Origin of the sequence: Neobacillus notoginsengisoli (genome assembly GCF_003515685.1) — a bacterium.
GTDB classification, from domain to species: Bacteria; Bacillota; Bacilli; order Bacillales; family Cytobacillaceae; genus Bacillus_D; species Bacillus_D notoginsengisoli.
In genome coordinates, this window is record NZ_QWEG01000009.1 from 120,439 (window position 1) to 147,067 (window position 26,629).

The following is a 26,629-nucleotide window of genomic DNA, read 5'->3' on the forward strand; positions in this document are numbered from 1 at the left end:
TAATTGAAATCAATATAAGCATCTAAAAATAGTTATATCAGCATACGTTCTACGCAGAGAACGTATGTCAATGGACTTAAAGTTTGTGAACATTGTTTGAACATTTTATCAAAACAAAACTTGTTAGGTGATTTCTACTCCATATAAGAAGGCGTCCTCGAAACTGTATGGCATAAGATCAGCTGTTGGTCTGGATGCGTGACAACAAATGCTCAAAATCCGGTTTAGTTGTCACTCAAAGTCCGGATGCGTGACAACAAATGCCCAAAATCCGGTTAAGTTGTCACTCCAAGCCTGGATACGTGACAACAAATGCCGAAAATCCGGTTTAGCTGTCACGCAAAGCCCGGATGCGTGACAACAAATGCTGAAAATCCGGTTTAGCTGTCACTCAAAGTCCGGATGCGTGACAACAACTGCCCAAAATCCGGTTAAGCTGTCACTCAAAGTCCGGATGCTTGACAGCAAATGCTCAAAACCCGGTTAAGTTGTCACTCAAAGCTGGGATGCGTGACAACAAACGTAAAAGCCCTTCCTCAAAAAAAGGAAGGGCCGGGGGGGATGGGATTGCACCATGAGCAGCCTGGAAGGAGATGGGGAGGCTGCTGCATTGGCTAGACAACTCATTTAGATATATAACAGGCCGGTTGGAAGGGGGATTCGCCCCGGCCGTTGTTAATTAGTTTGCTGGCGCTGTTTTGCAGCGACTTTTATTGGCTCTCGATTAAGGAAGAGAGTCTGTTTAAGGACGAGCGAAGGGCCACCCAGAACAAACAGATAGCGGTTTTCAATCACTCTCTTCATAATTGCGGCAAACCAGCCTGACATCGTGAAGCTTCCAACTTTGCCGACAGCAGTCCGGTCGCCAATCGAGGCCACTGAACCTTTGTGATGGTATTCAAACGCTTTTACATTCGTATGCCTCATTAATGCTACAATATTTTCACCGCATACTTCAGCCTGCTGCATCGCTACTTGGGCGGTCGGAGGAAGGGCGTTTTGATCGTCTTTCATGAACAGCGCGCAGTCGCCTATGCAAAAAACATTCTCAAGCCCTTTTACTCGAAGATCCTTCTCGACAGGAACTTTCCCACGTACAAGCGGAATGCCAAACTTTTCAAGAACAGAATTGGCTTTCACTCCGCATGACCAGATTAACGTCCGGCAAGGCAAGACCATATCGCCTTCGAGCTGGATGGCATCTTCTGTGCATGAGAGAATTTTTGTGGACGTAAAAATTTCTATACGGTGTTTTTCCATCACTTTTGAAGTGTATGAAATCAGCTCTTCTCCAAAGAAGGGAATGAGGGAATCTGCTGCTTCAATTCCAACGATTTTTACCTTATCAAAAGGGACCCCATATTCGTTACAAAGTTTAGGCAGCCCTTCTGCAAGTTCACCAAGCATTTCAATTCCGGTGAATCCTCCGCCCGCTACAGCAAATGTTAGCCTTGAAGGATCGCCGTCTTCTTTATAGAGGGATAGCTGCTTAATGATTTGATGATGGATTGCCTTGGAACTGCGGAAGCTTCTAAGTTCGAAAGCATACTCCTTGATTCCAGGAATCCCGAAGGTTGCCACTTCAAACCCAAGTGAAATTACTAGATAATCGTAGGGAATCTCATCTCCCGACTCTAGAAGGACAGTCTGTTGCTGCGCATCCACATTGGAGACTGAGCCAACGACGAACTTTGTTTTATTCGAATCAATCAGCTCGGGAATGGACAAGGCAATCTTCCTGTCACAGGCCGTGCCGACACCGACTTTATGTAGTTGAGTCGTAATATAATGGTAATCGTGTTTATTAATTAAGGTAATATTTGCTTCCCCTGCTTGCAAAAGCTTTTCAATTTTTTTATTTGTGATCAGTCCGCCGTATCCGGCTCCAAGGATGACAATATTTGTTTTTTGCATCAGCTATCCGCTCCCGAGAAAAGTATTCATGGATTTTTGTGAAAACATTCACATTCATACTCAAAAAATAAAGACTATTTATCTTGTGAATTATTTCACATTATCTATATTCATAGATTAAAACAATTTTAGTAAATAAACAAGACCTTATTTTGTTTTTTCCTAACATATTTTTGACAAAGGTGGGAAAAGTAAGATGCGTATATTTTAAGCCAATAGAAATGGAGTGAATAATTTGCGGTTTTTAACAGGGTTCCTTTGTCTGGCTCTTGCATTTCCGGCAGTTGCTTCAGCAAACGAAACAATTGAGAGCCATAGCAATGGACAAGAAGGTTCAAACCATTGTGCACATGGAAGCTGCGGATTTCCCAAGGTTGCAAGGGAATTAAAAGAAAATGAAATCATCTCATGGGCGGAAAAATACACGCCGGAAAAGGCAGAAGAGTGGAAAGCGGTTTTTGCCGAAAGAAAAGTCCTTAAGGAGCGCTGGCTAAGCCCGGAAATGAAGGATAAGCGGGAATCGTGGAAAAAAGAAAAAGCCAAGCGGATTGGTGAGATACAAGAATTAAAAAAACAATTTGAGGAAGGAAAACTAACGAGGGAAGACTATTTAAAACAGGCTTATGAAAAAATAAAGCAAAGTAAACCCAAGCTTATGAAAGGGTATGGCTCCTACTTTAAATTAAAGGAGGCGGTCGAACAAAATGATGCCGGCAAGGCTGCTGCACTATTAAATGAACTGCTCGAATTTCAGAAGCAGCATAATGAAACGCTAAAAGCACGGCTCGAAAAATAAGCCAGTTCGCCTGGAGGGGCACACTGGCTGTTTTTTTATAAAGGTTGAATAGGGTATTTAAAGGGTATGCCGGCAATCTGTTTATAGGAATAATGACTTCTATCAAAATCACCATTGGCCGGCTCGAGTAACATTTTATTGCAAAATCTTGAATGTTCAAAGGATGAGTAGCCAAGGCCAGCAGCATGTCTTTGTACGTTGTGGCGGTATCCTGTTCTGACGGACAATAACAGTTTTATAGCAATTCCTCCCCATTTCTGCTGGAAGCAGCCGGTTATTTTCAACAGATTCACTTTTGACAAAGGGTTACCCAACTCCTACTCTTTTCCCGGTAAAACAAGAAAAAAACCGATAAACAGGTGCGTTTTTCGGTTTTCCTTGTTATATCCATATTCAATTCTATTTTTCCGAATAGGATTCTAGTACATATTGAATTTCAGCCGCTGCTTGCTCGGCCTGTGTATAGTCCGTAACAATCTGGCCTTCAATCCTCGTAACCTGAAATAACTTCAGATCTCTTGAGTATTTTAAGGAAAGGAGCTTTCGGTCTTCCAGTTTAAACACGTGGGTGACATCGGATCCGATATAGGGAACTTCCTTCAGTTCCTCCGCCAAGTGGCGAATTTTAGCAAATTCCATTTCTCCCAACCCCTTTAATAATAATTCCCAATATCCCTTGGCATCCGGTTGGAAAATAAATTACTCCGTGACCACCGAATTTATTATTATAAAACTATCATATCAAAGTAAAACCAGGAGATGGCCGAAGTGGCACAAACTTAATAAAAGTAAACGATCTGAGATATAAAAGGTATAATGAGTTTCCGAAAAACACAAAAGCTGCCGAAGTGATAAACAAGGCAGCTTATTCTTGTGGTGTATTGAAATTTTCCTTTTTTCTTCTACATAAAGTATACAATGTTTTTTGCTAAAGTGCTAGTTAAACTGCGGGAAAAATCTGACTTTTCATATTTCCCAACCTACGACTATAAAGGAATATTCAATCAAGGGAGGGGTATAACGTAATAGTTTATACTAAGTCATTTATTGCTGACAGGGAGAGGTTTTATGAACTTCACAAGATTTTTCACTTTATTTTTAATTTTTATTAGTATTGCGGCTGCTTCTTATGCTGTTTATCCCTATACGAAAGAAGACAAGGATGAAACGTTGATTATGGCATTTGGCGATTCACTTACATATGGGCAGGGGGACAGAGGTGAAGAGGGATATGTGGGCAAGCTCGAACGAGAGCTGAATCGCTTGTATCCCAAACAGGAATTTGTAATAGAAAATTACGGAGTGAAAGGGAGGAAGTCTGCCGGAGTTCTGAAGGAGCTTGCAAGTCCTCGGACTGCGATGAAGTTGAACCAAGCCGATTACTTCATATTGTTTATCGGTACGAATGATTTGATTCAAAGCAATGGGGGGAATCTGAAAGAGCTGCACGCTCAAAAGCTTGAAGATGGAAAACAAAGGTACTTGCGGAATGTAAAAATGATACTGGATATACTAAGAAAATCAAATGAAGATGCCCCGATTATTGTCCTTGGGCTCTATAACCCTTTCCCGGAAGGTGGAGACAAGATTGAACCGCTGTTTGATGAGTGGAACAAGTCAACGATCTCGCTGGTAAAATCGAAGCAAAACATTACGTACATTCCGACGAATGATTTGTTTAAGGGGAAAGAAAAAGAAGACTATTTTAGTGATTCATTGCATTTAAACGAGAGGGGATACGAACTGCTTGAAGAGAGGATACTACAGGAATACTCTTTTGGAAAAAAGAAATAATTTGATTCTTGGCGAGTTCAAAGTAAAATAAGAGGGAACCGTTATTATTTCGTACTGGAGAAAAGAATGAAATTTACTAAAAAAATCGCGGCTGCCGCTTCGTTCGCGGCAGTTTTGCTTCTTGTCTGGAGGGCATTGGGGTATCCCGGACTTGACTACAGAGAAGACGCCCCATTGCCAACAGGGCTCCATCCTGTAGTGAGGGAACAGGCAACCGAGCTCATCAGGATTGCAGCAGATAAAGGAATAAGAATTCAGCTTGTCGAGGACTTTCGCAGTTTTGAAGCTCAGAATCAATTGTATGCGAAAGGCCGAACCGAGCCGGGAAGCATCGTCACGTATGCTCAGGGCGGCGAATCTTATCATAATTATGGCCTCGCAGTCGATTTTGCATTAAAGAGTAAAAATGGCAACCTGATATGGGACCAGAAAGTCGATATGAATGGCAACGGTAAAACGGATTGGGAAGAAGTTGCCACGATTGCGAAAAGCCTCGGATTTGAGTGGGGCGGCGACTGGGAAAACTTTAAGGATTATCCGCATCTACAAATGACATTCGGTTTGTCGATCCGTGATTTACAAATGGGCAAAAGGCCACCAGACAGCCAATGATGACTTAATACTTCTCATAATTATGAGATGAAAAAACAGCCGCTCCTTTTACAGTTGCGGCTGTTTGGCTTTATGAAAGCTTATCTAGTTTTGTCAATCGCGTTATTAAACTCGCTGGCTAGCCTTTCTTTGGCCCCGCCATACTTCTCCTTCAAAATCCCTTTTCCTTTGTCGACATTCCCTTCAGCCTCAAGAGATTCGTTATCGGAAACTTTTCCTGCTGTGCGTTTTACTTCGCCTTTCAGCTGGTCCCATGCGCCTTTTGTTTCATCTTTATTCATTTTAAAAGCCTCCTTTTTATTTGGCCTTATCCTTCTTTACCCTCTAAAAATAGAGATAAAACCGGCCTCAAAGAGGCCGGTTACAAATTAGGATGCAAAGTCAGTATTCGATTTAAAGGAGGCTTTCAGCCAGTTTTTACCTTCAACAAGTCGGGCTACTAACATTCCGCATACAGTATTTCCTGTTGAGTTCAATAGTGTAGCAGGAGCATCAATGATTGTTGAAATAACCGCGATAATCGGCAAAACCTCAGGAGGGAAGCCGAACACACTGATAATAAGCATTTCCCCGATAAAGCCGCCGCCCGGTATGGCGCCCATGACCGCGCCAACGAGGAAGGATACGGCCAGGATGCTTGCAATGCTTGAAAGGCTCGTAATATCCTTGCCGAAAAGCCCGAATAGGAAAACAATCTTTATGACCCCGCCAAATACTGACCCATCTTTATGCGTATTCGCCCCAAGCGGAATGATTGTTTCTGCGATATCTTTAGGAACCCCCATCTTTCTGACAGCCTCAAGATTAACAGGGATGCAGGCAGCGCTGGAGCAGGTCGCAATCGCGGTGACAGATGGAGCGATGACGTTTTTCCAGAATACTTTCACTCCAGTAGAACCGCCAGCAGCGAAGGCATAGAGAGTAAAGAAGCCGAAGTAATACAGGACAGATAGACCTAAATATAAGAGGAATGTCCGCAAATATCCTTCTAGGATTTGTGGGCCGAGTTCACCGATAACAGCTGCAAAATAGGCTCCGAGTCCAATAGGCGCATAGTACATGATAATTTTGACTGTCTTCATCATGACTTCCGAACCAGAGGCGAGGAACGAAGCAATAGGTTTTCCGCGGTCCCCCGCCATTGCCGTTGCCACGCCGAAAATAATTGAGAAAACGATCAATTGCAGCATATTGCTTTTTGAAAATAGGTTTGCAAAATCTGGAACGGACACAGTCGCTACCAGTTGTGCAGCAAGTGAGGGAGGTTCCGTATTTTCTTGTGCTTCCACATTTGCCATTAAATCCTTGACAGCTGAAATGTCTGTATGTTCAAGCGGGTTGACAAGGGTCGTACCGATAAAGCCAACGACCGCTGAAATGGCAGCCGTGATGAAGAAGACGAGGAAAATACTCCCCATGATTTTTCCAAGCCTTTTCATTCCGCTCATATTCGCAATTGCCGAAGCGATACTGAAAAAGACAAGCGGTACAATGATTGTAAACATAAGATTAAGAAATAAATCCCCGAGCGGCTTTACAACTGTTGCATCCGTTCCGAAGATAAGCCCGGCGGCACCACCAATCACCAAGGCCACAAGGAGAATGACGGAAGTTTTATAAGTTTTAAGAATCGATCGCATCTAACACATACCTTCCTTCAATAACGTAAAAAAATTAATAATAAGACCTTAAAGGTAACACGGTAACGTCTATTAAACAATTAAAAAACCATTTCCGATTGAATATATTCATATAAAAGGGCGGCTGTTTGCTCCAAGGATGATGTATGTGTCCTCTCAAAAGCATGGGACGAATCAATGCCAGGTCCTACTAGTCCATGAACGATGTCATTTCCTGAACGAATGGCGGCAGATGCATCAGAGCCGTAGTATGGATAGATATCCAGTTTGTAGGCAATTCCCTTTTCTTTTGCCAAATTGACAAGTTTTTTTCTTAAACCGTAATGGTATGGTCCGCTTGCATCCTTGGCACAAATCGAGACAGTGTATTCATCGGTTGATTGCCCGTCACCCATTGCGCCCATATCGACGGCAAGATATTCGACCGTTTCGGGAGGAATATTCGAATTTCCGCCGTATCCGATTTCTTCGTTGTTCGAAAAGAGGAAATGGGTAGTATTAGGAAGCTCGATTTTTTCTTCTTTTATTCTCTTAATCAACTGCATTAAAATCGCGACACTTGCTTTGTCGTCAAGATGACGAGATTTTATGTAACCGGATGGCGTAACCTTTACTCGCGGATCAAAGGAGACAAAGTCCCCAACTTCAATTCCCAGTTTCCTTACTTCTTCTGGGCTATGTACTTTTTCATCTATACGGATCTCCATATTATCCTGGTTTCGTTCAGCCTTTCCGGCGTCTTTATACACATGTACTGATGTTTGATGCATCAGGATCGTTCCTGTGTAGGTTTTGCCGGAGCTTGTTTCAATCGTGCAGTATTCACCTTCAATTGAGTTGTACTTAAAGCCGCCGATCAAATCGATTTTCAGTCTTCCGCTCGGCTTGATTTCCTTAACCATCGCACCCAACGTGTCCACATGGGCTGTCAGCATGCGGCTTCTTTTTGTTTCTTTGCCGGGAATAGTCGCGATCAATCCGCCTTTATTGTTTCTTTTTACCGCTACATTGTGGTTGACCATAAATTCCTCGACAAATGCGATGGCCTTTCCGGTATTACCTGTCGGACTTGCGATTGAGACTAATTTAACCAAACTCTCAAGAATCTCTTCTGTATATATTTCCCCCACTGTAATCACTCCTGTTTTATTGATTGCCTTTTAAAATCGGGCACAAAGGCAAGCCTTTTCACCGTTCTTTGCTGTAATGACCCCTTTCATTATACATCAGACAATTCTCAAAGTAAGTAGGTTTTCCGGTGCAATCTATGGTCTGACAGGTCATTTTGTGAAAAAGCTGCATAAACTGATTTCGTGCGGAGCTTTTTCTTCGTTGAATTGATTAAATAATCAGAATATTGGGTAATACTTTGAATGCAAAGTATTTTCCAAGATGGCAATGGGCTTTAATAAAAGAAGAGTGGGGGAAGACAATGTGACCAGGTACGAAATGAACCAAATAAAACCATCTAAATTCAACGTGTACAGGTGGATTGCCATGTCCATCTTCCTGCTTTGCCTGATTGGGTCGATGGTAGGGTTCAGCAGGTATGCACAGAACACCATCAAAATTGAAGCACCTCAAGTAGACAACGGAAAGAAAGTCGTTGTGGTCCTTCCAAACGGAAAGAAGGTTTTCACCTTCGATAAGCTGTTAGTCGAGGAAAACGGGAAGCTTTATTATAAAGGTGAACGAAATACGATTGATTTGACAGGCGGGAAAGTGGAGTATAAGGAATGGGGAAAGTAAGGTTTTGTCATTATATCTTTTATACTAGCTGAAAGGCTGCCCTAGATAGAGGGACAGCCTTTCATTTTGCAAAAATGAGAATCGAGCTTATTTAAACCAGCCTTTTCTCCAAAATAAAGCAAACATTGCAAGTGCGATCCCCCCCATGGCAGCCAATGAAATGAAATAGCCATTTTTCCAATGCAATTCCGGCATTTGATCAAAATTCATTCCATATATGCCGGCGATAAAGGTCAACGGCATGAAAATCACGGTGATGACCGTCAACACCTTCATCACCCTGTTCGTTTCATAAGAGTTGATTGAAAGGACGCTGTCCCTTATGTCTTTCGTTAACTCCCGGTTTGAATCAATCATGTCGGTCAGTTTTAATAAATGGTCATGGATATCGGAAAAATAAGCCTGCCGGATTTTCAGTTGAGAAAGCCTCTGTGAATTCATCATCCGGTATATCAAATCTCTCGTTGGCGTGACTGTATGGCGGAGCAAGAGGAGGCTTTGCCTGATTTCAAAGACCTTTTTCAGCAGTTCTTCCGTCGATCCGCCAGTATAGCTTTCATCCATTTCATCCAATTGGTCTTCGATTGCATACAGTGGCGGAAAATAATTATCGACCAATTGATCTAGAACATGATAAAGAATGGAAGAAGGGGACCAGTCATCCTTCGTTCCAGAAATAACCCTGTTCCAGATTTCGTTAATTTCACGCGATGGGTTATTATGGAAGGTGACAAGATAGTTTTCTCCTAAAAAGATATTGACTTCTTCTTTTTCGAGAGTTTCAGGGTTGACGGCATGCATGACGAAAAACGTATAGCCGTCATAATAATCGAGCTTCGGCCGCTGAAATTTAAGCAGGCAGTCCTCAATGGCGAGGGGATGGAATTTCAGCGGAGTTGAGAGCATACGGGCTTCTTCGTCAGTGGGGCTGTTAAAATCGATCCAATACCACGAAGACGAATTCCCTGAAACCAGCTCTTCTACAGACTCGTTGGTGGTTATTTGTCCTTGTTGATTAGATGACAGTGTCCGAATCATATCTCTCTCCTCGGAAGTTTTTTCTCAATCATATCGGAAATTCGTTTGTTAGCAAAACTTTCTGGCCGATCTATATAGGTTGAACTTAATTTTTACACAAATTAGCCAAGGAAGTAAGTTGATTTAAGCGGGGCACGAAGACTCCTCGAAAATCGTGAATTATGCTATCGCATAATTCCTGCGAGGCAAATCACGGAAGCATTCCTTGTGCTAACGCATTTCCTTCGTGCAAAGCTTATTCAAGGAAGCTGTTTGTCCTGCGGGATGCGGCGGCAGGGTGGAGACCCCGCAGGCGCCAAAGCGCCGAGGAGGCTCCACTGACGCCCCGCGGAAAGCGAAGTGCCTCGCGACAGGCACAGAACGCCTGTCTCTGCGATGCAAATTCCTGGGAGCTTTCCTTTGTGTCCCTGCGATGATTATTCTCTGAAGCTTTCCTTTGTGAAGCGCAAATCAACCAAGATTCACCTTGAAAGAAAATCTCTAGTTCAACCTATATAGTATCGTTTTTAGGAAAAAAGCTCATGCAAGTTGACTTTGGAAACGGTGTTATATATAATTTTTAAAAAATAACCTTAAAAACGTTGAAGGGGACTAGTAAAATGCTGCTGTAGTCCTGTCCAGAGAGGGAACTGTACGGTGAAAGGTTTCCAGGACGCGCATTTGAACCTGCCCCGGAGTTCTGTATCAGATTTTTGTGAAGATACAGCGGTATATTCCGTTAACGATTTAAGAGAGCGCGGGCTGCAGTCTCGCGAATAAGGGTGGTACCGCCAGGCCATGGTCCCTTTTACGGGGATTCATGGCCTTTTTGTATTGGCTAAAAGTAAGTTGATTGGTGCGAAAGGAACCGACTCCGACGGGATTAGCGGTACAGGTGAGACCCCACCGGCGCCCTGGCCCCGAGGAGGCTTACCTAACGCCCCGCGGAAAGCGTGTGCCCGAAGAGGAAATCAACCGACTTGATTTTTTGGTGGTTTATGTGGCATTTACGCATGGGCAGTGATGCACTGGAACCGTCCCCCTGCTTCAAAAATACGAAATGAAGGTGATATGTGGTGGAGAAGGATTTTGTAAAGAGTGTTACGGCGATGGAGGAGGATTTCGCGCAGTGGTATACGGATGTGGTGACGAAGGCGGATTTGGTTGATTATTCTTCTGTTCGAGGTTCGATGATTATTCGGCCTTATGGATATGCGCTGTGGGAGAATATTCAACAGGCGCTTGATGGGAGGATTAAGGCAACGGGCCATGAGAATGTGTATATGCCGCTGTTTATTCCAGAGAGCCTGCTTGAGAAGGAGAAGGACCATATTGCTGGGTTTGCCCCGGAGGTGGCTTGGGTTACGCACGGCGGGTCAGAGGAGCTGGCCGAAAGATTATGTGTCCGCCCGACGTCGGAAGTGCTTTTTTGCGAGCATTATAAAAATATTATCCATTCTTACCGCGACCTGCCGAAGCTTTACAATCAATGGGCCAATGTCGTCCGCTGGGAAAAAACGACCCGTCCCTTCCTCAGGACACTCGAGTTCCTATGGCAGGAGGGGCACACTGCGCATGAAACAGATGAAGACGCGCACGATGAAACAAAGAGGATGCTTGACGTTTATGCGGATGTTCTCGAAAATGTTCTGGCCATACCTGTCATAAAGGGACAAAAGACGGAAAAAGAAAAGTTTGCAGGCGCCAAATTTACGTATACAGTAGAAAGCCTCATGCATGACGGAAAGGCACTCCAATCCGCGACATCTCACCATTTGGGTGATGGTTTTGCGAAAGCTTTCGGTATTCAATACCTGGACAGGGAAGGGAAGCTGCAGTACGTTCACCAAACTTCATGGGGCTTTACAACAAGGGTGATTGGAGCAATGATCATGGTCCACGGTGATGACCGCGGGCTGATCATGCCGCCAAAAACCGCGCCGACCCAGGTGATGATTGTGCCGGTTGCTCAGCATAAGGAAGGCGTCCTTGATTTTGCTTATAAATTGAAGAAACAGCTGTCGGCTTCTTTCAGGACTGGTATTGACGCAAGCGATAAAAAACCGGGTTGGAAGTACAATGAATATGAAATGAAAGGTGTTCCGGTCCGCCTTGAAGCAGGCCCAAGGGACATCGAAAAAAACCAGGTGGTCCTTGTCCGCAGAGATACAGGCGAAAAAATGTTTGTCGCATTGGAGGAACTGGAAGCCAGGCTCGCTGCTTTGCTTGATGAAATTCAGGGAAATCTTTATAACCGGGCAAAAGAACTGCTCGAAAAGAAGACATCAAAGGCAGCGGATTTGGGTGAGTTTAAGGCTAGCCTTGAAAAAAATCCTGGTATGATCAAGGCGATGTGGTGCGGAAAACGTGAATGCGAAGATAAAATTAAGGAAGAAACGGGTGCGACTTCGCGCTGCATCCCTTTTGAGCAAGAAAGAGTATCTGATAGCTGTGTTTGCTGCGGGGAGAAAGCCGAATCCATGGTTGTCTGGGCAAAAGCATATTAAGGGATAACCGGAAAAAGAAAACCATCCCGTCTGCTGTGCGGGATGGTTTGTTTATTCTACGATTGATCTCGTTTTTTATTATCCTTGGTACTGCGGTTTTTTTTAATGATTTTTTTGATTTTTTCGGTATTTGCTTTAGCATTAATGATGCTGACAAGGTCAGACATATTTTCGGCTGTTTGTTTATCTGACAAAGGATGTTCATCTTTATGATTATTGTTGTTAGCCATTTTACCCTCCTGACATGTATTTTGTTATTGTCCTGTGTCTTTACCTGTTTCATTCGAATCACGTTCACTTTGCTTCTTGCCATCTTCATTGACAACTGGTTGTTTTTTCTCATCATCTGATGAGCAGCCCACAATTCAGAATGTCAGAAAGAGGGCGCCTAGTCCTGCTTTTGCGATTGATTGCATTGGTACCCTCCATTTAGGTAGATATAGTATTCATATACCCAATAATGGGGTAATTAATAATCAATCATCGAATTGATCGGGAAAGGAGTGCGCGGATTGAATATCCTATGGGATTTTGACGGAACAATATGCAACACGTATCCATCGTACACACGTGCATTAATGGAGATAATAGGGGACGGTTATACGGAGGAGGAAACGCTTGCTCAGCTGAAGCTGTCTTTCGGGAATGCTTTCCGGTTTTTCAAAATTAGTGAGGAACAAAGCCGGAAGTTCCTGCAACAGGTTAGGGGACTGAAACCAGAGGAATTCCTTCCATTTCCTGGTGTCGAAGAGGTACTCGCAAAAGCCAATTCCAACGTGATTATGACGCATAAAGAAAAGGAAGATGTTGAAAAGGTCCTTCGCCACTTTAACCTGCGGCACTATTTTGCTGAAATTGTCGGCAAGGAAGATGGGTTTCCGAGAAAGCCTGACTTGAAAGCGTATGAATATTTGCATGAGAAATACGGGCTGAGTCTTGTGATTGGTGACCGTGCAATCGACCTTGAACCTGCCCGGAGGCTAGGGATTACCACGGTATCCTTTCAAAATCATGAGTCAGAGGCTGATTTTTACCTAGATGATTTCCGGGAGTTTGGTTCGGTTGTTGCACCGTATGTTGAATAGGGTTTTATGCGACAACGGTGCGGCTTTAGAAGCGGTTGCAGCCGCATAGGAAGGCTTTATGCGACATCGGTGGAGCTTTAGAAGCAGTTCCAGTCGCATAGGAAGGCTTTATGCGACATCAGAGCAGCTTTAGAATCGGGTTGCAGTCGCATAGGAGGGTTTTATGCGACTACAGTACAGCTTTAGAAGGGGTTCCAGTCGCATAAGAAGGCTTTATGCGACATGAGTGCAGCTTTAGAAGCAGTTCGAGTCGCATAAGAAGGTTTTATGCGACATCAGTGGAGCTTTAGAAGCGGTTGCAGTCGCATAGGAAGGCTTTATGCGACATTAGAGCAGCTTTAGAAGGGGGTTCCAGTCGCATAGCCGTGCTTAATGCGACAGCAAACCCCTTTTATAACGGAGTTCTGCAGCAAACTCAACTCTATTTCAATTAAGTAAGTACGTATTTGTACTTAATCACTTAATCAAACAAGAAAGGCGGCTTCTCCAAATTGGAGAGACCGCCTTTTAGTTTTTCAGGTAATTACAAGGATGCCGGAGTTTCTTTTTTCCGCATCGCGATTGGGATATACACGCAATATGGCTCGCTTTCCATGTAATCTCCTGTAACAGCATAGGTTCTTGAGCGTGAGCCGCCGCAAATCTTGTTGTATTCGCATACGCCGCATTTTCCTTTATATTTGTCAGGGCTGCGGAGGTTCTTTAAGACCTCGGAATTCCGGTAAATGTCTGCGAGTGGTTTTTCGCGGACATTTCCAACGACAATTGGGAGCAGTCCGCTTGGCAGGACGTCCCCGATGTGGTCAACGAAAATGAACCCATTCCCGTCATTTACTCCTTTTGGAGCGCGCTTCAGGCCGTCGATGATGCCTTCCTGGTCCATCGTCATTGTGTCCTCGTACCGAATTTCACCTTTTGAAATTTTATGATCCCTGGCCTTTTCTTGCAGGACAACCCTGCGGTAATGCTGTGCCGCGGTTGTTTTAATATCATAAGGCGCTGTTTTGCTGAGCTGATAGAGCCATCTGAACACTTTTTCATGCTCGGCAGGCGTAATACACTTATCCTCCTGGCCGCGGCCGGTAGGGACGAGCAAGAAAATGTACCACATCACAGCTTTCAATTCACCAACAAGCTTTGCCATTTCTTCTAGAGCATCATAGTTGTAGCGAGAAATGACTGTGTTGATTTGGAGCGGCATTTCTAATTCATTTAAATATTTAATCTTTTCCAAGGTCAAATCGAATGAACCTGGCGTTCCACGGAAATGGTCGTGAATTTCCGGGGTTGGGCCGTCAAGGCTGAAGCCCCAGCGTGATAGGCCGACTTCTTTTGCCTGTCTCATTTTTTCTAACGTAACATTGTCGGTTGCACTTGGAACCATCGAAACACGCATACCTTTTTTGACGGCGTAATCAGCCAGTTCCATTAGGTCCTCGCGCATCATGCAGTCCCCGCCGGTAAATACAAGCATCGGATTGCCCATGTCATAAATCTGGTCAAGAAGGTTAATCCCTTCTGCATGTGTCAATTCACGCGGATCCTTCTGAAGCTGCGCATCGGCGCGGCAGTGGACACACTTCAGCTGGCATGCTCTTGTCACTTCCCAAATAACGATAAACGGATTTTCATCATAGTCGATGGCCGGCCCCAACCCCATTTTATGGGGATGTCCTCCAGGGTGTCCCATTCCATGTGGATGTCCCATTCCTTGCATTCTTATCACCATACTTTTCATTTTTTATTTTGTCATGATTCAGGTTCGTTAAGAAAGCAACATAATCATGATGGTCTATATGTTAATTATAAGAGTGTGCAAGAGGGATGAATGGGAGGTTTGTTACGATATTTCTACATTCCTGTGCCAAAATAAGAAACTATTCGTTATGACCCATTTTAATTTGTCCGTTTACTATATTAAAAATATGTTACAGGAATATTACAACGCAACTTCCAAACTATGCAAAAATTGGCGATATATCCAGTGTTTAATCGAAAAATAGGAAAATATTGTTTTGTAAAATACAGGGAATAAAGTTCCTGTAAGTGATAAGTTTTCCAGTGGGACCATAATTTGGGGATGTTGTCATGTTTAAACTTGTACTAAGATGAATGAGGCAAACAAACAGAGGAGATGACACCATGAAAAAACATTTCATAACTTCAGCCATGGCGGCAGGAATCCTATTCGGAACTTTCAACGGACAAGCAAGTGCCGCTGAATTATATACAGTAAAATCAGGAGATACCCTTTGGGGGATTTCAAAAAATTATAGTCTGACAGTTTCACAAATTAAACAGTGGAACAATCTATCTGGCGATCTTATCTATGTAAATCAAAAACTGTCTATGGAGGCACCTGAAGCAAAAGAAGCGCCAAAAGCTGCACCAGCAGCCACTTATACCGTTAAATCCGGAGACACACTCTGGGGAATTTCCAAAACCTATAACACAACAGTCAATTCCCTAAAGTCATTGAACGCTTTAACAAGCGACCTTATTCGTGTTGGACAAGTCCTTAAAGTAAGTGGAACTTCTTCAACAGCAGTAGCTTCAGCATCCACTGCGCCGGCGCCAAAGGTGACAACCGCAAAAGTAGCTCCAGCAACATCAAAGGCAACAATCATAATCAATGAAGCAAAGAAACATCTTGGAGCTCCATATGTCTGGGGCGGAAATACTCCTGCAGGCTTCGATTGCAGCGGCTACATTAAATATGTTTTTGGAAAAGCAGGTATATCACTTCCGAGAACAGCAGCAACGATCTGGACTGCAACAAAGCCAGTGTCAACGATTAAACTTGGTGATTTAGTTTTCTTCGAAACATATACAACTGGTCCATCCCATGTTGGTATTTATCTAGGAAACAATAAATTTATCAATGCGGCCTCTAACGGCGTGGTGATTTCCGATATGTCCAACAGCTATTGGAAACAAAGATATCTTGGAGCACGTACGGCTCTATAAAAAAGAGGGCATAACCTGTTAGTATAACCTTACCCAAACTTAAAAAGATAAAACCTAAAAGCGAAAAAACACCGGCAATTTTTGCATGCCGGTGTTTTTTGTTTTTCATACATATTTTCCTAGTCCGACTGAGCCTTTTTGCTAGATTAGGAATCGGCCCATTTGACGAGCATATGGGCAAGCATGTGACGCTCTTCTTCATTTCCGGCTTGCCATAGCTCCATTAACAGGGCTTCTTCCCTGTTCTGGGGTGCAACATTGTCTGCAAGATAGTTCGCGACTTTTTGGGCTCCAACCGCTAGCTGTTCCTCATCAAGGCCAAGGCGTCTTCCAAGCTCAATCCGTTTACTCAAGTATGACTTGAAATCATTAAAATCCTGCAGCTTTTCAACCATCTTATCCTGATCGATGCGATCGACTACATCATCAACCTTTGCTGGTTCAAAATCACCGTCTTTATGCATTGCATGGTCCTTTTCCATTTTCAGTCACCCTCCAATTAAAGGCTTTCCTATACTATAGCCAAAGGATGAACCTGTGAAACTCTTGAATGGCTATTTCGGAAGTGATTTTTTTAACAGGTCAATCTTTCCATAAAGGAGCGAACATGATATTGTCAAACTAATACGAAGATTAGGAGATTAGTCGATTATGGAAATTGAACAGCTAAAAACGTATTTAAGCAAACGAATGGAAGAGAACAGTGCGACAATAACGAATGATTTGATTGCAAAAATGCAGGCTTTTTACGATTTCCGTTTCTTTAGCGAAGAAGTGAAAAAACGGACAGAAACTGTTTTTGAAGAACTTGTCAAAATCGTTCTTGGCGGACTGAAGGAAAAGGATGTAAAAGAAAGCGCGTTTAAGTGGGGTGAATTAATTGGGACGAGATCAATTGAAAACAACGGGGATTTGGGCAATACAATTAAGGGCGTAACGATTTATAAAAATGTCATTTGGTCTTTTTTACTACAGGAAGGGGAGAAGGTCCAGATTCATCAAGAAGACCTGCTTGAAGTAATCATGGAAATTGACCATATTTTCAATATGATGGTTCATGGATTCAGTACAGCATTTACGAATAATGCTGAGAAATTGCTTCAGGAAACCAGGGAACTTTATTTGAAAATATCGGTTCCTATTGTCCCTCTATCACCTAAAGTTGCCGTTTTGCCTTTAATTGGGGAAATCAATGAAATGCGCTCAGAAACGCTCATTGTTGACTCGTTAGACACATGTGTGAAAAAGAGAATCGAAACATTGGTGATTGACCTTTCGGGTGTGCATGATGTTGATTTAATTGGGATTGAGGTTCTCTTCAAATTAATTGGATCTTTGAAATTGTTGGGGGTCAAGCCAATTATCACAGGGATGAAGGGGGATTTAAGCCAGACATTTATCCATCTTGGAATCAAACTCGAAGGCATATCCATTTTCAGCAATCTCGAACAGGCATTAAAGGGATTGAAATTTTACTAAGATGGAGCCTTAATTAGGAAAAATAAATCAAAATTAGCGGAAGGAAAAGCCCGGTCTACGCACCTGGCTTTTCCTCAATCATTTTAATCGGCATTTCTTCCGGTAGAAGGGCAGGGGCGCCCGGAATGCTTCTTGGCCGGAAATCAATGGCGGCCGCAGAGTAGATTGAAACAGACATCATACCGCCCAGGCTTTTTGCCCGGATGAAGATGGGCTGACTGTAAGGATTCTTGAATTTAAAGTCAGGTCCGTACCAGCTAACTGTCGCATCTCTGCCTGATGGCACATAGGTAACCTTTTTTGTATGCGAATATCGCTGGACAATTGACATGCCCGCATGATCGGCGGCATTAAAAAGTGTGGATGAAACCTGGCAGATCCCGCCGCCAATCCCTTCGGAAAGCTCTCCTCTAACGATGATGGGCGCTTTTACATATCCTTTGGCCACTGTTCTTTTGCCAATCTCTTTATTAAACGAGAAGGTTTCTCCTGGAAAAACCACCTTACTATTTAATGCTTCTGTTGCAAGGCGGATGTTATGGGCTCGTTCCGTGTTGCCCGCGTTGAAAAAGGTTGTATATCTGCCAATCAGCATCGCCCTGATATGATCGAGAAGCTCGCTGTCCACTCTTGGATAAACAGGCTTAAGAGGAATACTGATTTTGCTCGGGGTTCCTTTGTAAAAGAAGTTGTACAAGGCATCTTCCATTTTTTCCTGATCAAGTTCCTTGCCTGTTTTTTCCGGCAATAAACTCCCATCCACAGCAATCCTGGCGTCTTCCGGAGCGGAATAAACCTTATCTTTCAATTCATCGATGAACTGACCAATAAATTCCGAATCAGGGAATACACTTCCCGGGACCTGAAATAGAGCCATTTCATCTCGGTTTATGGTGGTAATTTCATTTCCATCATGTAGTAAAGTAAGGGGCTTCGGCTGTTGGGGCAGCGAAAGTGATAATAGTATTGACAGCATAATAGAACAAATCATCTTGCGGCTTCCCTCCTTTCATTAGTATGGATGAAAAAAGGATATTTCATGAAAAAAAACCGTGTGGAAGGTCCACGCGGTTCAAAAAGCTAATAAGCAAGGGTTCTGGTCTTTTTCTTTCTAGCAAGTTTTGCCATAGGTCTGATTTTCCAAAGCTTAGCAAGTGTTTTCGCAGTCCGTTTCGCTGCGTTTACCGTAAATGACACGGCCTGCTTCTTGTCGTTAATATCTTCCACTAGTTCCTGCTGGCATTCGGTCAGTTGGACTGATTCAACTTTTAGCGTGTCGGCTTTTCGCTGTACTCTCGCAACGGTTTCATTCAACTGGTTTATAGCAGGTTTTGCTGCTTTGATGGTTTTAAAGGCAACGAAGCCAAAGTAGCCAAGGGAAATGACAATCACTGCAATACTTACATAAACAAGGATCATGTGATTTTTCCTCCTTTACAGTAGTTTCTTACGTTTTACCCTTGTTGATGCAAAAGTACGCTTTATTTTCATATGAAATGTAAATCCTAATAAATTCACTCTTTGCCGGATGAGGGTTATAATGTAAACAGATTTTTGAAAGAAATAATTTCTAGCACTGGGGGAGATTGGATGAGTGAAAAGGTTGCAGCTATATCACTTGAAGAACTGATGAAAGAATTTAAAGAGCTAGATGAGAAAATCACTCATTTTGATGCCATTACCGGTCTGGCAGATTGGGATCAGAAAGTAATGGCGCCGAAAAAAGGGAGAAATGAGTTTGCCAAGGCCGTTGGGACACTCAGAACTGAAGCATTCAAACTGGCTGTTTCAGAAGAGATGGGAAATCTTTTGAAAGAGTTTAATTCTGAATCTGCCAGAGAAAAACTGGATGAAGTTACAGCTGCCCAAGTACGCGAACGGCAGGAATTCTACGAGCGGTCCAAAAGAATCCCGGCTGACATGTTTAAGGAGTATTCTGTTTTAACAGCGCAGGCAAATGATGCGTGGGAGCATGCCAGAGAGCATAACGATTTTCCGCATTTTGCCCCGTATCTTGAAAAAATTGTTGATTTCAAAAGAAAATTTGCTGAAATCTATGGATACGAGAAACATCCGTATGACGCGATGCTCAATGAATTCGAGCCTGGTCTGACTGTGGAAAAGCTTGATCCGATTTTTTCAAAATTGCGAGATACAAGTGTCAGGCTTCTCGAAAAAATTAAGCAATCCACGTATCAGACTCCGGCGGAAATTTTTAATCAAAAATTCGGAGTGGAGAAGCAAAAAGAGTTTAATCGCTTCATTCTTCCAATCATCGGGTTTGACTTGGATGCAGGAAGGCTGGACGAAACGGTCCATCCGTTCGCGCAATCAATTAATTCAGGCGATGTCCGGATTACGACCAGGTACTTGGAAGACAATGTCCGGTCTGCGTTATTTGGGACGATCCATGAAGCGGGACATGGCATTTATGAGCAAAATATAGACAGCCGCTTTGATGGAACTGTCCTTGCTGGCGGAACCTCTTTCGGCATCCACGAATCACAATCGCGTTTCCTGGAAAACATGGTCGGAAGGAGCAGGGAGTTCTGGAAGTATTTTTATCCAAAGCTCGTTGAATTTTTCCCTGAACAGCTCGCGGGCGTGAGTGAAGTAGAATTTTACAGAGCGGTCAATACAGTTGAGCCTAGCTTTATTAGAATCGAGGCGGATGAATTAACATACAACCTCCACATCATGGTCCGGTACGAAATTGAAAAGGCCCTGATGGCAGGCGAACTGGAAGTACATGAGCTGCCGGCAGTATGGAATAAGAAGATGGAAGAATACCTTGGAATTGTCCCAGCCTTTGACAGTGAAGGAGTCCTTCAAGATGTCCACTGGTCATTCGGGGGCATCGGCTACTTCCCATCCTATTCGCTTGGCAATCTGTATGCCGCGCAGATTTTGAATACATTGAAGAATGAAGTGCCGGGATATGAAGCGGAAATTGCAAAAGGAAATTTCGCACCTGTAAATGACTGGCTGAAAAATCGAATCCATCAATACGGCTCTCTTTACAAGCCAGACGAGTTAATTGTCAGGGTAACTAGGGAGGAACTGAATGCCAATTATCTTGCGGATTACCTAAATGCAAAATATACAGAGATTTACAAACTGTAGGTTTATTAAAAGAGGGCGGTATCCACGTCCTCTTTTTATGTAAAGATTTAAAAATAATTAAGAAAATTCTGGCTCTTTTTTCCTTTTTATTCTACTATTTAATTGTATCAAAAGTCCTATAAAACAGGGGGGAATGGAAGATGGAGGCTTTAGAAGGAATCAGTATGGGTTTATTGCTGCCAATCTTGATTATTCAACTACTTTTACTAGTTGTTGCATTGGTTGATTTATTCAGGATTGAGAAGACAAATGGACCAAAATGGGCATGGGCGCTCGCAATTTTATTTGCCAGCATTCTCGGCCCGGTCTGCTATTTTATTTTCGGGAGGAGAAATGAGTGATGCCGCTTGTCAAAATCAGTGGCCTTAAAAAGAGTTTTAAAGGAAATGAAGTGATTAAAGGATTGAATTTCGTCCTTAAAAGAGGAAAATGCACCGCGCTGCTTGGCCCTAACGGCGCGGGAAAAACGACAACATTAAAAATGCTTTCAGGGCTTCTGGCGCCATCAACTGGAACAATTGAGTTTTCTGATGCAAAGAAAGGCGAGGATATCCGAAGATTTATTGGTTACCTGCCTCAGTATCCTGTTTTCTATGATTGGATGAGCGGCGGCGAATTTCTTGAATATGCTGGGAGGCTCGCCGGGCTGCAAAAAAAGGAGGCAAAGGAAAGGACAGAAGAACTGCTTGCCCTTACAGGAATTGCGGATGCAAAAAAGAGAGCTGTTGGCAAATACTCTGGCGGGATGAAACAAAGGCTTGGCATAGCCCAGGCGCTGATTCACCGGCCGAAACTTATCATGCTTGATGAACCTGTCTCTGCTCTTGACCCTTTTGGGAGGCGGGAAGTCCTTGAATTGCTTGAGAGACTGAAAACGGAAACGACCGTTCTTTTTTCCACTCATATATTAAATGATGCTGAAGAAGTCTGTGACGAAATTCTGTTTTTGCATGACGGGAAGATTGTTGAAGCGGGAACAATGGAGGAACTGAGGGAACGTCATCAGCAGCAAAAAATTGAACTTCAGTTCAGAGGTTCTGCCGAAAATGTTGAAGAACTATTCGCTGCTTCTCCTTTTGTCCAAAAAACTGTCCGCTCCGGTGCAAATCTGACATTACTCGTAAACGACATTGAGGGAGCGAGGAAGATTATTTTGCAAACAGCAAGCGAAAAAGATTTGCCGCTCGTAAAATTCGAGTCCAGCAGGATGTCACTTGAGGATATTTTTATGAAGGTGGTGGCCAAATGAGCCAGTGGCTGACCCTTTTTCAAAAAGAACTGTTGGAAATGTGGCGGAATTTTAAATGGGTCTGGGTTCCAATTACATTTATTTTGCTCGGAGTCCAGGAACCCCTAATCAGTTATTACATGCCTCAAATTATCGAGTCGGTTGGAAACCTGCCTGAGGGCGCGGTCATTGAAATTCCACCGCCTAGTGAAGCGGAAGTTTTAGTGAGTAGTATGGGCCAGTTCAATACGCTTGGTGTTCTTATTATTATTTTAGTTTCGATGTCTTTGGTTGCGGGCGAGCGAAAAAGCGGGATTGCAGCCATGATTCTTGTCAAACCGGTGTCCTACGCAAAATATATTACGGCCAAATGGGCGGGAAGCTTGCTGCTTGTATGGGTGGCTTTTCTGATTGGGATGCTGGCGTCCTGGTATTATACCGGTATTTTATTTGATTGGATTCCGATTGGAGACCTGCTTGGCGCAACCCTTTTGGAGGGGCTCTGGCTCTCATTTGTTCTTACCGTTTCGGTGTTTTTTAGTTCACTCCTTTTGGTTCCAGGAGCAGCAGGTTTTGCCGGTCTTGCAACGATTATCATATTGACAATCCTAAGCGGTTCTTTGGGGCATTGGCTTGAATGGAGCCCAGCTGGCTTGCCAGGCTATGCGGGGGGCTTATTGATGGCAGGTAAAGTTCCCGATGATACAGTAATGGCAGCTGTTCTATCGTTAGCCGCAATCATTGTTTTACTGACTGTTTCGGTTGTTGCCTTTAAGAGAAAAGAACTTGCTGCGTAAAAAAACTGAAAAAGCTACCCGTTTGATGGGTAGCTTTTTTGGATCCACGGTAATTTAATACTTGGGAAGAAGCTTTTAAAAAACCGGTTTGGACTTCATCGTCCAGCCGGTTTTTCATGTTAGCTCAATGAGTGTAAAAACGAAATGACTTCATTGAAAGCGTCCTTTACGGCAGGATCATCCATGTTTTCATCGAATACATGTACTCCGCCAGGAATCGTGATCAGCTTGTTTGGCACTCCTGCTTCTGTCAGTGCCTTAGCCATTTTTACTGATTCTTCATACGGAACATCATCATCTTTTGTCCCGTGTAAAAGGAGGGTTGGCGGGAAATCAGCGGATACATTCCAATAAGGCGACCACTTTTTGACCAGATCTCTCTGCAAAATAGGGTCATAACCTGTCATATCTTCAATCCAGCTGCCAGTCTGGCGCCCGTACAAGTAAATACCGAACCGCTGGTTGATTGGCCCCTCGGAGAGTGGTTCCTTTTTAATGAGCATATCGACAAGCTCTTTCGGAACGCTCGACATAGCGCGGAAATAAGCACTCGACTCTGTAGCCCATCTATCAATAATATCCCCGTATCCATAAAAGGAAATAATGCCTTTAGGTTTTGTTTCAAAAGTTCCGGAAAGCAGGGAAAGGTAACCGCCTGCCGAACCGCCCGAGATGAAAATCCTTTCCGGGTCGATTTGAAACAGTTCAGATCCTTTGGTCTTGAGCCAAAGAAAAGCGTCTTCCACATCAAGTTTGATATCCGCAATTTTTGTTTCGGGGGCAAGCCGGTAATCAATTGAAAACACCGCAAAGCCCGCTTCATTATATAGCTTGATTTGCTCTTCTTTCATATCGTCACGTGAACCAAAGATCAGCCCACCGCCATGAATATACATGAGAACAGGAGCGTTCCGAGCTTCAACACCGTAAAAATCGGCTTTGATTTCATGGGAGCCTGCCTGTTTATACACAATCGTTTTTTTCATTTACAATCCACTTCTTTCTTTAAAATAGCTTTTCAAACTAGGAAATAGTTTTAGTATAACAAGGCTGTTCGGAAAAAACACAATTAACTACGTTTTTTAATGAATGTTTAATGTTACACAACAGGAGGGAAGGGTGGGGGTATTTCATGTTAACCGTACATAGTTTGTGGAGGTTATGTGGAAACTTAATGAGGGACAGCCGCTTACTTAGGATGCTGCAGGATGCATTTTTCGCATTTGCTAAGTGGGTTTATTGTAACCCTGAACAACTTTATTCTAGTTAAATTTTATAAATAAGGAGAAGATCATGAAAAAAATCACTAAAATTTCATCCTTGTTTGCTGCTATCTTGTTCGTGGTTATTTCCGCCACCCAAGTGTTTGCAGCAGAACAAGTAGCGGATATTAAAACGCCTACAGGATTTTATGCTCTGATCGTCATCATTCCGCTTATCGTCATTCTCGCTCTCCTGTTCATGAAAGTGGACATGATTGCTGCAGGTTTCGTCGGCGGTGTCCTCGCGATGCTGATTGGCGGTATCGGGCTCGCCCACGCCAACGATCAGTTTCTGAAAACAATTCCGGGCATGCTGTCCATAACAGTTCCGATCATTAACTCGGCAATTGCGATGGCGGTTTTCAAATCCGGCGGTTACACTGCGGCTTTAACATTAGTCCGCCGGGGGATTAAAGGCAAGGTTGAGTATTTCGCCGCCTTTATCGTTATTTTGCAGGCTGCTGCTACATACATGTCAGGAATCGGCGGCGGAAGCGCGATGGTTATCGCTCCATTGGCATTTGCGGCTGTTGGCGCGATTCCTGAATTAATCGCTGCAATGTCCATTGCGGCGGCTGTATCGTTTACGACTTCACCAGCTTCCCTGGAGTCTGGTATTGTGTCAAAATTATCTGGTATTGCGGTTGCTGATTATGTTGATGAAATGCGGATTTATTGGATTGGTTTTACGATCCTTGCAATCATCATTGGTTTCTATGGCGCGAAGAAACGTAAGGTGATCTTTAAGGGCGAAGAAAGCGAAGAATTTGCCGGCAAGACAACTGGCCAAATCTTTAAAGTAACAATCCCGGTCATCTTCCTGCTCGGTGCAGTCATTTTCGGGCCGTTCATTAACGACGCGATCAACGTGCCGCTGTTCACGCCATTAGTGTACACGGTCATCACACTAATCCTGATCTTCCTGTGCACGAAGTTTAATCTGAATGAATCAATCAATGCGATGATCGATGGATCAACGTATATCCTTACAAGATTGTTGGCAGTAGGTATTTTCCTTACCTTTATTAATATCATTGGCGACACAGGCGCTTTCGCGGTGATCGCAGGTATTGCTGAAAAAGCGCCGGGCACGTTGGTCGTTCCTGCCGCTGTTCTGGCGGGAATCCTTGTTGGTATTCCCGCTGGTGCGTATGTTGGCTCAATTTTAGGACTCGTTTTGCCAGTGGCTGTATCCCTTAATTTCCCATTAGCCGCACTTGGATTTGTTGCAATGGGCGTTGGTCTAGGAAGCCAGTTGAGCTTTGTTAATATTACGATGCAGGCACTGTCTTCAGGATTCCAAATCCCGATCATCGAAGTTGTGAAAGGAAACGCCAGGTGGGTTGGATTATCCATGGCTATTTTGTTAGTCCTATCGTTCTTCATGGGCTAAAAGTAAATTCTGGAGGTTAGGTTGATGGACATTTTATTCAAGCAAGTAAGGCTGAAAGATGGCGATTCTTTGAAAGACGTAGCCATTAAAGATGGAAAAATCGAAGCAATCGAAAACGAACTAAATGTGGAAGCTTCTAGAGTAATCGAAGGCAGAGGAAAAGTATTGATCCCCGGCCTTGTCGAAAGCCACATCCACCTGGATAAGGCTTTGATTGCCGACAGGCTGCCAAACAAATCCGGCACATTGCAAGAGGCACTTAAAGTAACAGCTGAATTAAAACCGACTTTTTCAAAAGAAGACATTCTCGACAGGGCTGAGCGTACCCTTCAAATGCTGATCAAGCATGGTACAACTCACATCCGTACACATTCTGAATTCGACCCATCCCAAGGCTTTACAGGCTTCGAAACAGTCATGGGGTTGAAGGAAAAGTACAAGGGAATCGTGGATATCCAGGTTGTCGCATTCCCGCAGGAAGGGATTTTGAAAGCGCCTGGAACAGAAAAGATGATGTACGAGGCAATGGATATGGGTGCCGATGTTGTCGGCGGAATCCCATACAATGATACTCCTTGGGATAAGCATATTGATCTCGTCTTTGAAATCGCCAAGAAATACGACAAGCCAGTCGACTTCCACCAGGACTTCAAAGACGGCCCCGAAGGAATGAACATAGAATATGTATGTGAAAAAACGATTAATGAAGGTTATCAGGGCCGCGTTTCTGTCGGACATTTGACTGCACTTGGAGCGCTCCCTAAAGACCGCCTCCAGCCAATCATCGAGAAGATGGCTGAAGCGCAAATCAGTGTCATGAGCCTGCCTGCAACCGACCTTCACCTTGGCGGAAGGCATGACGAGTACAATGTACGCCGTGCCCTGACCCCAATCCGCGCACTCCGCGATGGCGGCGTAAACATGTGTATTGCAACAAATAACATCCGCAACGCCTTCACACCATACGGAACGGGCGACGTCATGCTCACTGCCATGCTGGCGATCCCTGCAGCCCACCTTGGCGGCGCGGATGACCTGCCCACTGTATTGCCGATGATTACAACCAACCCTGCAAAAGCCTTGCAAATTTCCGGTTACGGGATCGCAGTAGGTAACAACGCGGACGTTGTCCTGCTCGAAACAGAGTCTGTTACAAACGCAATCATCGACATGCCGGCTAAGCTATTTGTTGTTAAAAGCGGTAAAGTGACCGTTGAAACGAAGAAATCTGTTCAGTTTTCCTTCGGAAATTGAATAAACTTTTGC

At 43.7% G+C, this 26,629-nt stretch carries 27 protein-coding genes and 1 other annotated feature; of the genes, 14 read left to right on the top strand and 13 right to left on the bottom strand.

The window, feature by feature from the left end:
* Nucleotides 1–675 precede the first annotated feature (675 nt).
* On the bottom strand, nucleotides 676–1,914 hold the full coding sequence (locus D1B31_RS14845) for an NAD(P)/FAD-dependent oxidoreductase (protein ID WP_118921740.1): 1,239 nt from the start codon (nucleotides 1,912–1,914) through the stop codon (nucleotides 676–678).
* Nucleotides 1,915–2,149: 235 nt separating this feature from the next.
* Between D1B31_RS14845 and D1B31_RS14850 the strand changes: the two genes are divergently transcribed.
* Entirely contained in the window at nucleotides 2,150–2,710 is a 561-nt protein-coding gene (locus D1B31_RS14850) for a hypothetical protein (protein ID WP_118921742.1), read from the top strand.
* 35 nt (nucleotides 2,711–2,745) lie between these two features.
* Here the strand turns inward: D1B31_RS14850 and D1B31_RS14855 are convergent, their stop codons facing one another.
* Nucleotides 2,746–3,012 carry a hypothetical protein gene (locus D1B31_RS14855; protein ID WP_118921744.1) on the bottom strand — a complete coding sequence of 89 codons (267 nt, stop codon included), beginning with the start codon at nucleotides 3,010–3,012 and terminating at the stop codon, nucleotides 2,746–2,748.
* Nucleotides 3,013–3,109: 97 nt separating this feature from the next.
* A complete protein-coding gene (locus D1B31_RS14860; RefSeq protein WP_118921746.1) occupies nucleotides 3,110–3,349 on the bottom strand; it encodes a hypothetical protein in 240 nt (79 codons plus the stop codon).
* Between the two features lie 429 nt (nucleotides 3,350–3,778).
* Between D1B31_RS14860 and D1B31_RS14865 the strand changes: the two genes are divergently transcribed.
* Together D1B31_RS14865 and D1B31_RS14870 are read left to right on the top strand one after the other, a co-directional pair.
* The gene (locus D1B31_RS14865) at nucleotides 3,779–4,504 is read left to right on the top strand and encodes a GDSL-type esterase/lipase family protein (protein ID WP_118921748.1); all 726 of its coding nucleotides are present in this window, start codon (nucleotides 3,779–3,781) and stop codon (nucleotides 4,502–4,504) included.
* Between the two features lie 66 nt (nucleotides 4,505–4,570).
* Nucleotides 4,571–5,116 (top strand): M15 family metallopeptidase, encoded by a 546-nt coding sequence (locus D1B31_RS14870; RefSeq protein WP_118921750.1) that lies wholly within the window; start codon nucleotides 4,571–4,573, stop codon nucleotides 5,114–5,116.
* Between the two features lie 80 nt (nucleotides 5,117–5,196).
* On the opposite strand, the gene D1B31_RS14875 is transcribed toward D1B31_RS14870, so the two are convergent.
* From D1B31_RS14875 to D1B31_RS14885, 3 genes are all read right to left on the bottom strand, one after another.
* On the bottom strand, nucleotides 5,197–5,397 hold the full coding sequence (locus D1B31_RS14875; RefSeq protein ID WP_118921752.1) for a CsbD family protein: 201 nt from the start codon (nucleotides 5,395–5,397) through the stop codon (nucleotides 5,197–5,199).
* 87 nt (nucleotides 5,398–5,484) lie between these two features.
* Nucleotides 5,485–6,756, bottom strand: coding sequence for a dicarboxylate/amino acid:cation symporter (locus D1B31_RS14880; RefSeq protein WP_118921754.1), 1,272 nt, complete (start codon nucleotides 6,754–6,756; stop codon nucleotides 5,485–5,487).
* A gap of 80 nt (nucleotides 6,757–6,836) precedes the next feature.
* Nucleotides 6,837–7,877 carry a M42 family metallopeptidase gene (locus D1B31_RS14885; protein WP_118921996.1) on the bottom strand — a complete coding sequence of 347 codons (1,041 nt, stop codon included), beginning with the start codon at nucleotides 7,875–7,877 and terminating at the stop codon, nucleotides 6,837–6,839.
* 313 nt (nucleotides 7,878–8,190) lie between these two features.
* Here D1B31_RS14885 and D1B31_RS14890 point away from each other — a divergent pair, with 313 nt between their 5' ends.
* Complete coding sequence (locus D1B31_RS14890; RefSeq protein ID WP_142922596.1) at nucleotides 8,191–8,505, top strand: hypothetical protein; 315 nt, start codon at nucleotides 8,191–8,193, stop codon at nucleotides 8,503–8,505.
* Between the two features lie 87 nt (nucleotides 8,506–8,592).
* Here D1B31_RS14890 and corA read toward each other — a convergent pair whose 3' ends face one another.
* Complete coding sequence (gene corA, locus D1B31_RS14895) at nucleotides 8,593–9,543, bottom strand: magnesium/cobalt transporter CorA (protein ID WP_118921758.1); 951 nt, start codon at nucleotides 9,541–9,543, stop codon at nucleotides 8,593–8,595.
* Between the two features lie 572 nt (nucleotides 9,544–10,115).
* Nucleotides 10,116–10,332, top strand: a binding site (T-box leader).
* 263 nt (nucleotides 10,333–10,595) lie between these two features.
* On the opposite strand from corA, the gene proS reads away from it, so the two are divergent.
* Nucleotides 10,596–12,029, top strand: coding sequence for a proline--tRNA ligase (gene proS / locus D1B31_RS14900; protein ID WP_118921760.1), 1,434 nt, complete (start codon nucleotides 10,596–10,598; stop codon nucleotides 12,027–12,029).
* Between the two features lie 56 nt (nucleotides 12,030–12,085).
* Here proS and D1B31_RS24320 read toward each other — a convergent pair whose 3' ends face one another.
* Nucleotides 12,086–12,259, bottom strand: a complete 174-nt coding sequence (locus D1B31_RS24320) for a hypothetical protein (protein ID WP_158587562.1) — start codon at nucleotides 12,257–12,259, stop codon at nucleotides 12,086–12,088.
* 282 nt (nucleotides 12,260–12,541) lie between these two features.
* On the opposite strand from D1B31_RS24320, the gene D1B31_RS14905 reads away from it, so the two are divergent.
* Nucleotides 12,542–13,114: an HAD-IA family hydrolase gene (locus tag D1B31_RS14905; protein ID WP_118921762.1), complete on the top strand. Its 573-nt coding sequence runs from the start codon at nucleotides 12,542–12,544 to the stop codon at nucleotides 13,112–13,114.
* A 523-nt stretch (nucleotides 13,115–13,637) separates the two neighbouring features.
* Here D1B31_RS14905 and D1B31_RS14910 read toward each other — a convergent pair.
* On the bottom strand, nucleotides 13,638–14,804 hold the full coding sequence (locus tag D1B31_RS14910) for a TIGR04053 family radical SAM/SPASM domain-containing protein (protein WP_240035290.1): 1,167 nt from the start codon (nucleotides 14,802–14,804) through the stop codon (nucleotides 13,638–13,640).
* Nucleotides 14,805–15,256: 452 nt separating this feature from the next.
* Between D1B31_RS14910 and D1B31_RS14915 the strand changes: the two genes are divergently transcribed.
* Nucleotides 15,257–16,081 carry a C40 family peptidase gene (locus D1B31_RS14915; protein ID WP_118921766.1) on the top strand — a complete coding sequence of 275 codons (825 nt, stop codon included), beginning with the start codon at nucleotides 15,257–15,259 and terminating at the stop codon, nucleotides 16,079–16,081.
* Between the two features lie 146 nt (nucleotides 16,082–16,227).
* Here the strand turns inward: D1B31_RS14915 and D1B31_RS14920 are convergent, their stop codons facing one another.
* Entirely contained in the window at nucleotides 16,228–16,563 is a 336-nt protein-coding gene (locus D1B31_RS14920; protein WP_118921768.1) for a DUF3243 domain-containing protein, read from the bottom strand.
* Nucleotides 16,564–16,732: 169 nt separating this feature from the next.
* Here D1B31_RS14920 and D1B31_RS14925 point away from each other — a divergent pair, with 169 nt between their 5' ends.
* Nucleotides 16,733–17,560, top strand: a complete 828-nt coding sequence (locus tag D1B31_RS14925; RefSeq protein WP_118921770.1) for an STAS domain-containing protein — start codon at nucleotides 16,733–16,735, stop codon at nucleotides 17,558–17,560.
* A gap of 55 nt (nucleotides 17,561–17,615) precedes the next feature.
* Here D1B31_RS14925 and D1B31_RS14930 read toward each other — a convergent pair whose 3' ends face one another.
* Together D1B31_RS14930 and D1B31_RS14935 are read right to left on the bottom strand one after the other, a co-directional pair.
* On the bottom strand, nucleotides 17,616–18,437 hold the full coding sequence (locus D1B31_RS14930; RefSeq protein ID WP_240035277.1) for a VanW family protein: 822 nt from the start codon (nucleotides 18,435–18,437) through the stop codon (nucleotides 17,616–17,618).
* A 203-nt stretch (nucleotides 18,438–18,640) separates the two neighbouring features.
* Nucleotides 18,641–18,979, bottom strand: a complete 339-nt coding sequence (locus D1B31_RS14935) for a DUF948 domain-containing protein (RefSeq protein ID WP_118921773.1) — start codon at nucleotides 18,977–18,979, stop codon at nucleotides 18,641–18,643.
* Between the two features lie 171 nt (nucleotides 18,980–19,150).
* Between D1B31_RS14935 and D1B31_RS14940 the strand changes: the two genes are divergently transcribed.
* From D1B31_RS14940 to D1B31_RS14955, 4 genes are all read left to right on the top strand, one after another.
* Entirely contained in the window at nucleotides 19,151–20,683 is a 1,533-nt protein-coding gene (locus D1B31_RS14940; protein ID WP_192894785.1) for a carboxypeptidase M32, read from the top strand.
* A gap of 140 nt (nucleotides 20,684–20,823) precedes the next feature.
* Nucleotides 20,824–21,024 carry a PLD nuclease N-terminal domain-containing protein gene (locus tag D1B31_RS14945; protein WP_118921775.1) on the top strand — a complete coding sequence of 67 codons (201 nt, stop codon included), beginning with the start codon at nucleotides 20,824–20,826 and terminating at the stop codon, nucleotides 21,022–21,024.
* Nucleotides 21,024–21,932, top strand: a complete 909-nt coding sequence (locus D1B31_RS14950; protein ID WP_118921777.1) for an ABC transporter ATP-binding protein — start codon at nucleotides 21,024–21,026, stop codon at nucleotides 21,930–21,932. The genes D1B31_RS14945 and D1B31_RS14950 overlap by 1 nt, the downstream gene beginning before the upstream one ends.
* Nucleotides 21,929–22,708 (top strand): ABC transporter permease, encoded by a 780-nt coding sequence (locus D1B31_RS14955; protein WP_118921779.1) that lies wholly within the window; start codon nucleotides 21,929–21,931, stop codon nucleotides 22,706–22,708. The genes D1B31_RS14950 and D1B31_RS14955 overlap by 4 nt, the downstream gene beginning before the upstream one ends.
* A gap of 119 nt (nucleotides 22,709–22,827) precedes the next feature.
* Here D1B31_RS14955 and D1B31_RS14960 read toward each other — a convergent pair whose 3' ends face one another.
* Complete coding sequence (locus tag D1B31_RS14960) at nucleotides 22,828–23,694, bottom strand: alpha/beta hydrolase (protein ID WP_118921781.1); 867 nt, start codon at nucleotides 23,692–23,694, stop codon at nucleotides 22,828–22,830.
* A gap of 307 nt (nucleotides 23,695–24,001) precedes the next feature.
* On the opposite strand from D1B31_RS14960, the gene D1B31_RS14965 reads away from it, so the two are divergent.
* Together D1B31_RS14965 and D1B31_RS14970 are read left to right on the top strand one after the other, a co-directional pair.
* Nucleotides 24,002–25,363, top strand: a complete 1,362-nt coding sequence (locus tag D1B31_RS14965; protein ID WP_118921783.1) for a citrate transporter — start codon at nucleotides 24,002–24,004, stop codon at nucleotides 25,361–25,363.
* Between the two features lie 24 nt (nucleotides 25,364–25,387).
* Nucleotides 25,388–26,617 carry an amidohydrolase family protein gene (locus tag D1B31_RS14970; RefSeq protein ID WP_118921785.1) on the top strand — a complete coding sequence of 410 codons (1,230 nt, stop codon included), beginning with the start codon at nucleotides 25,388–25,390 and terminating at the stop codon, nucleotides 26,615–26,617.
* Nucleotides 26,618–26,629 lie beyond the last annotated feature (12 nt).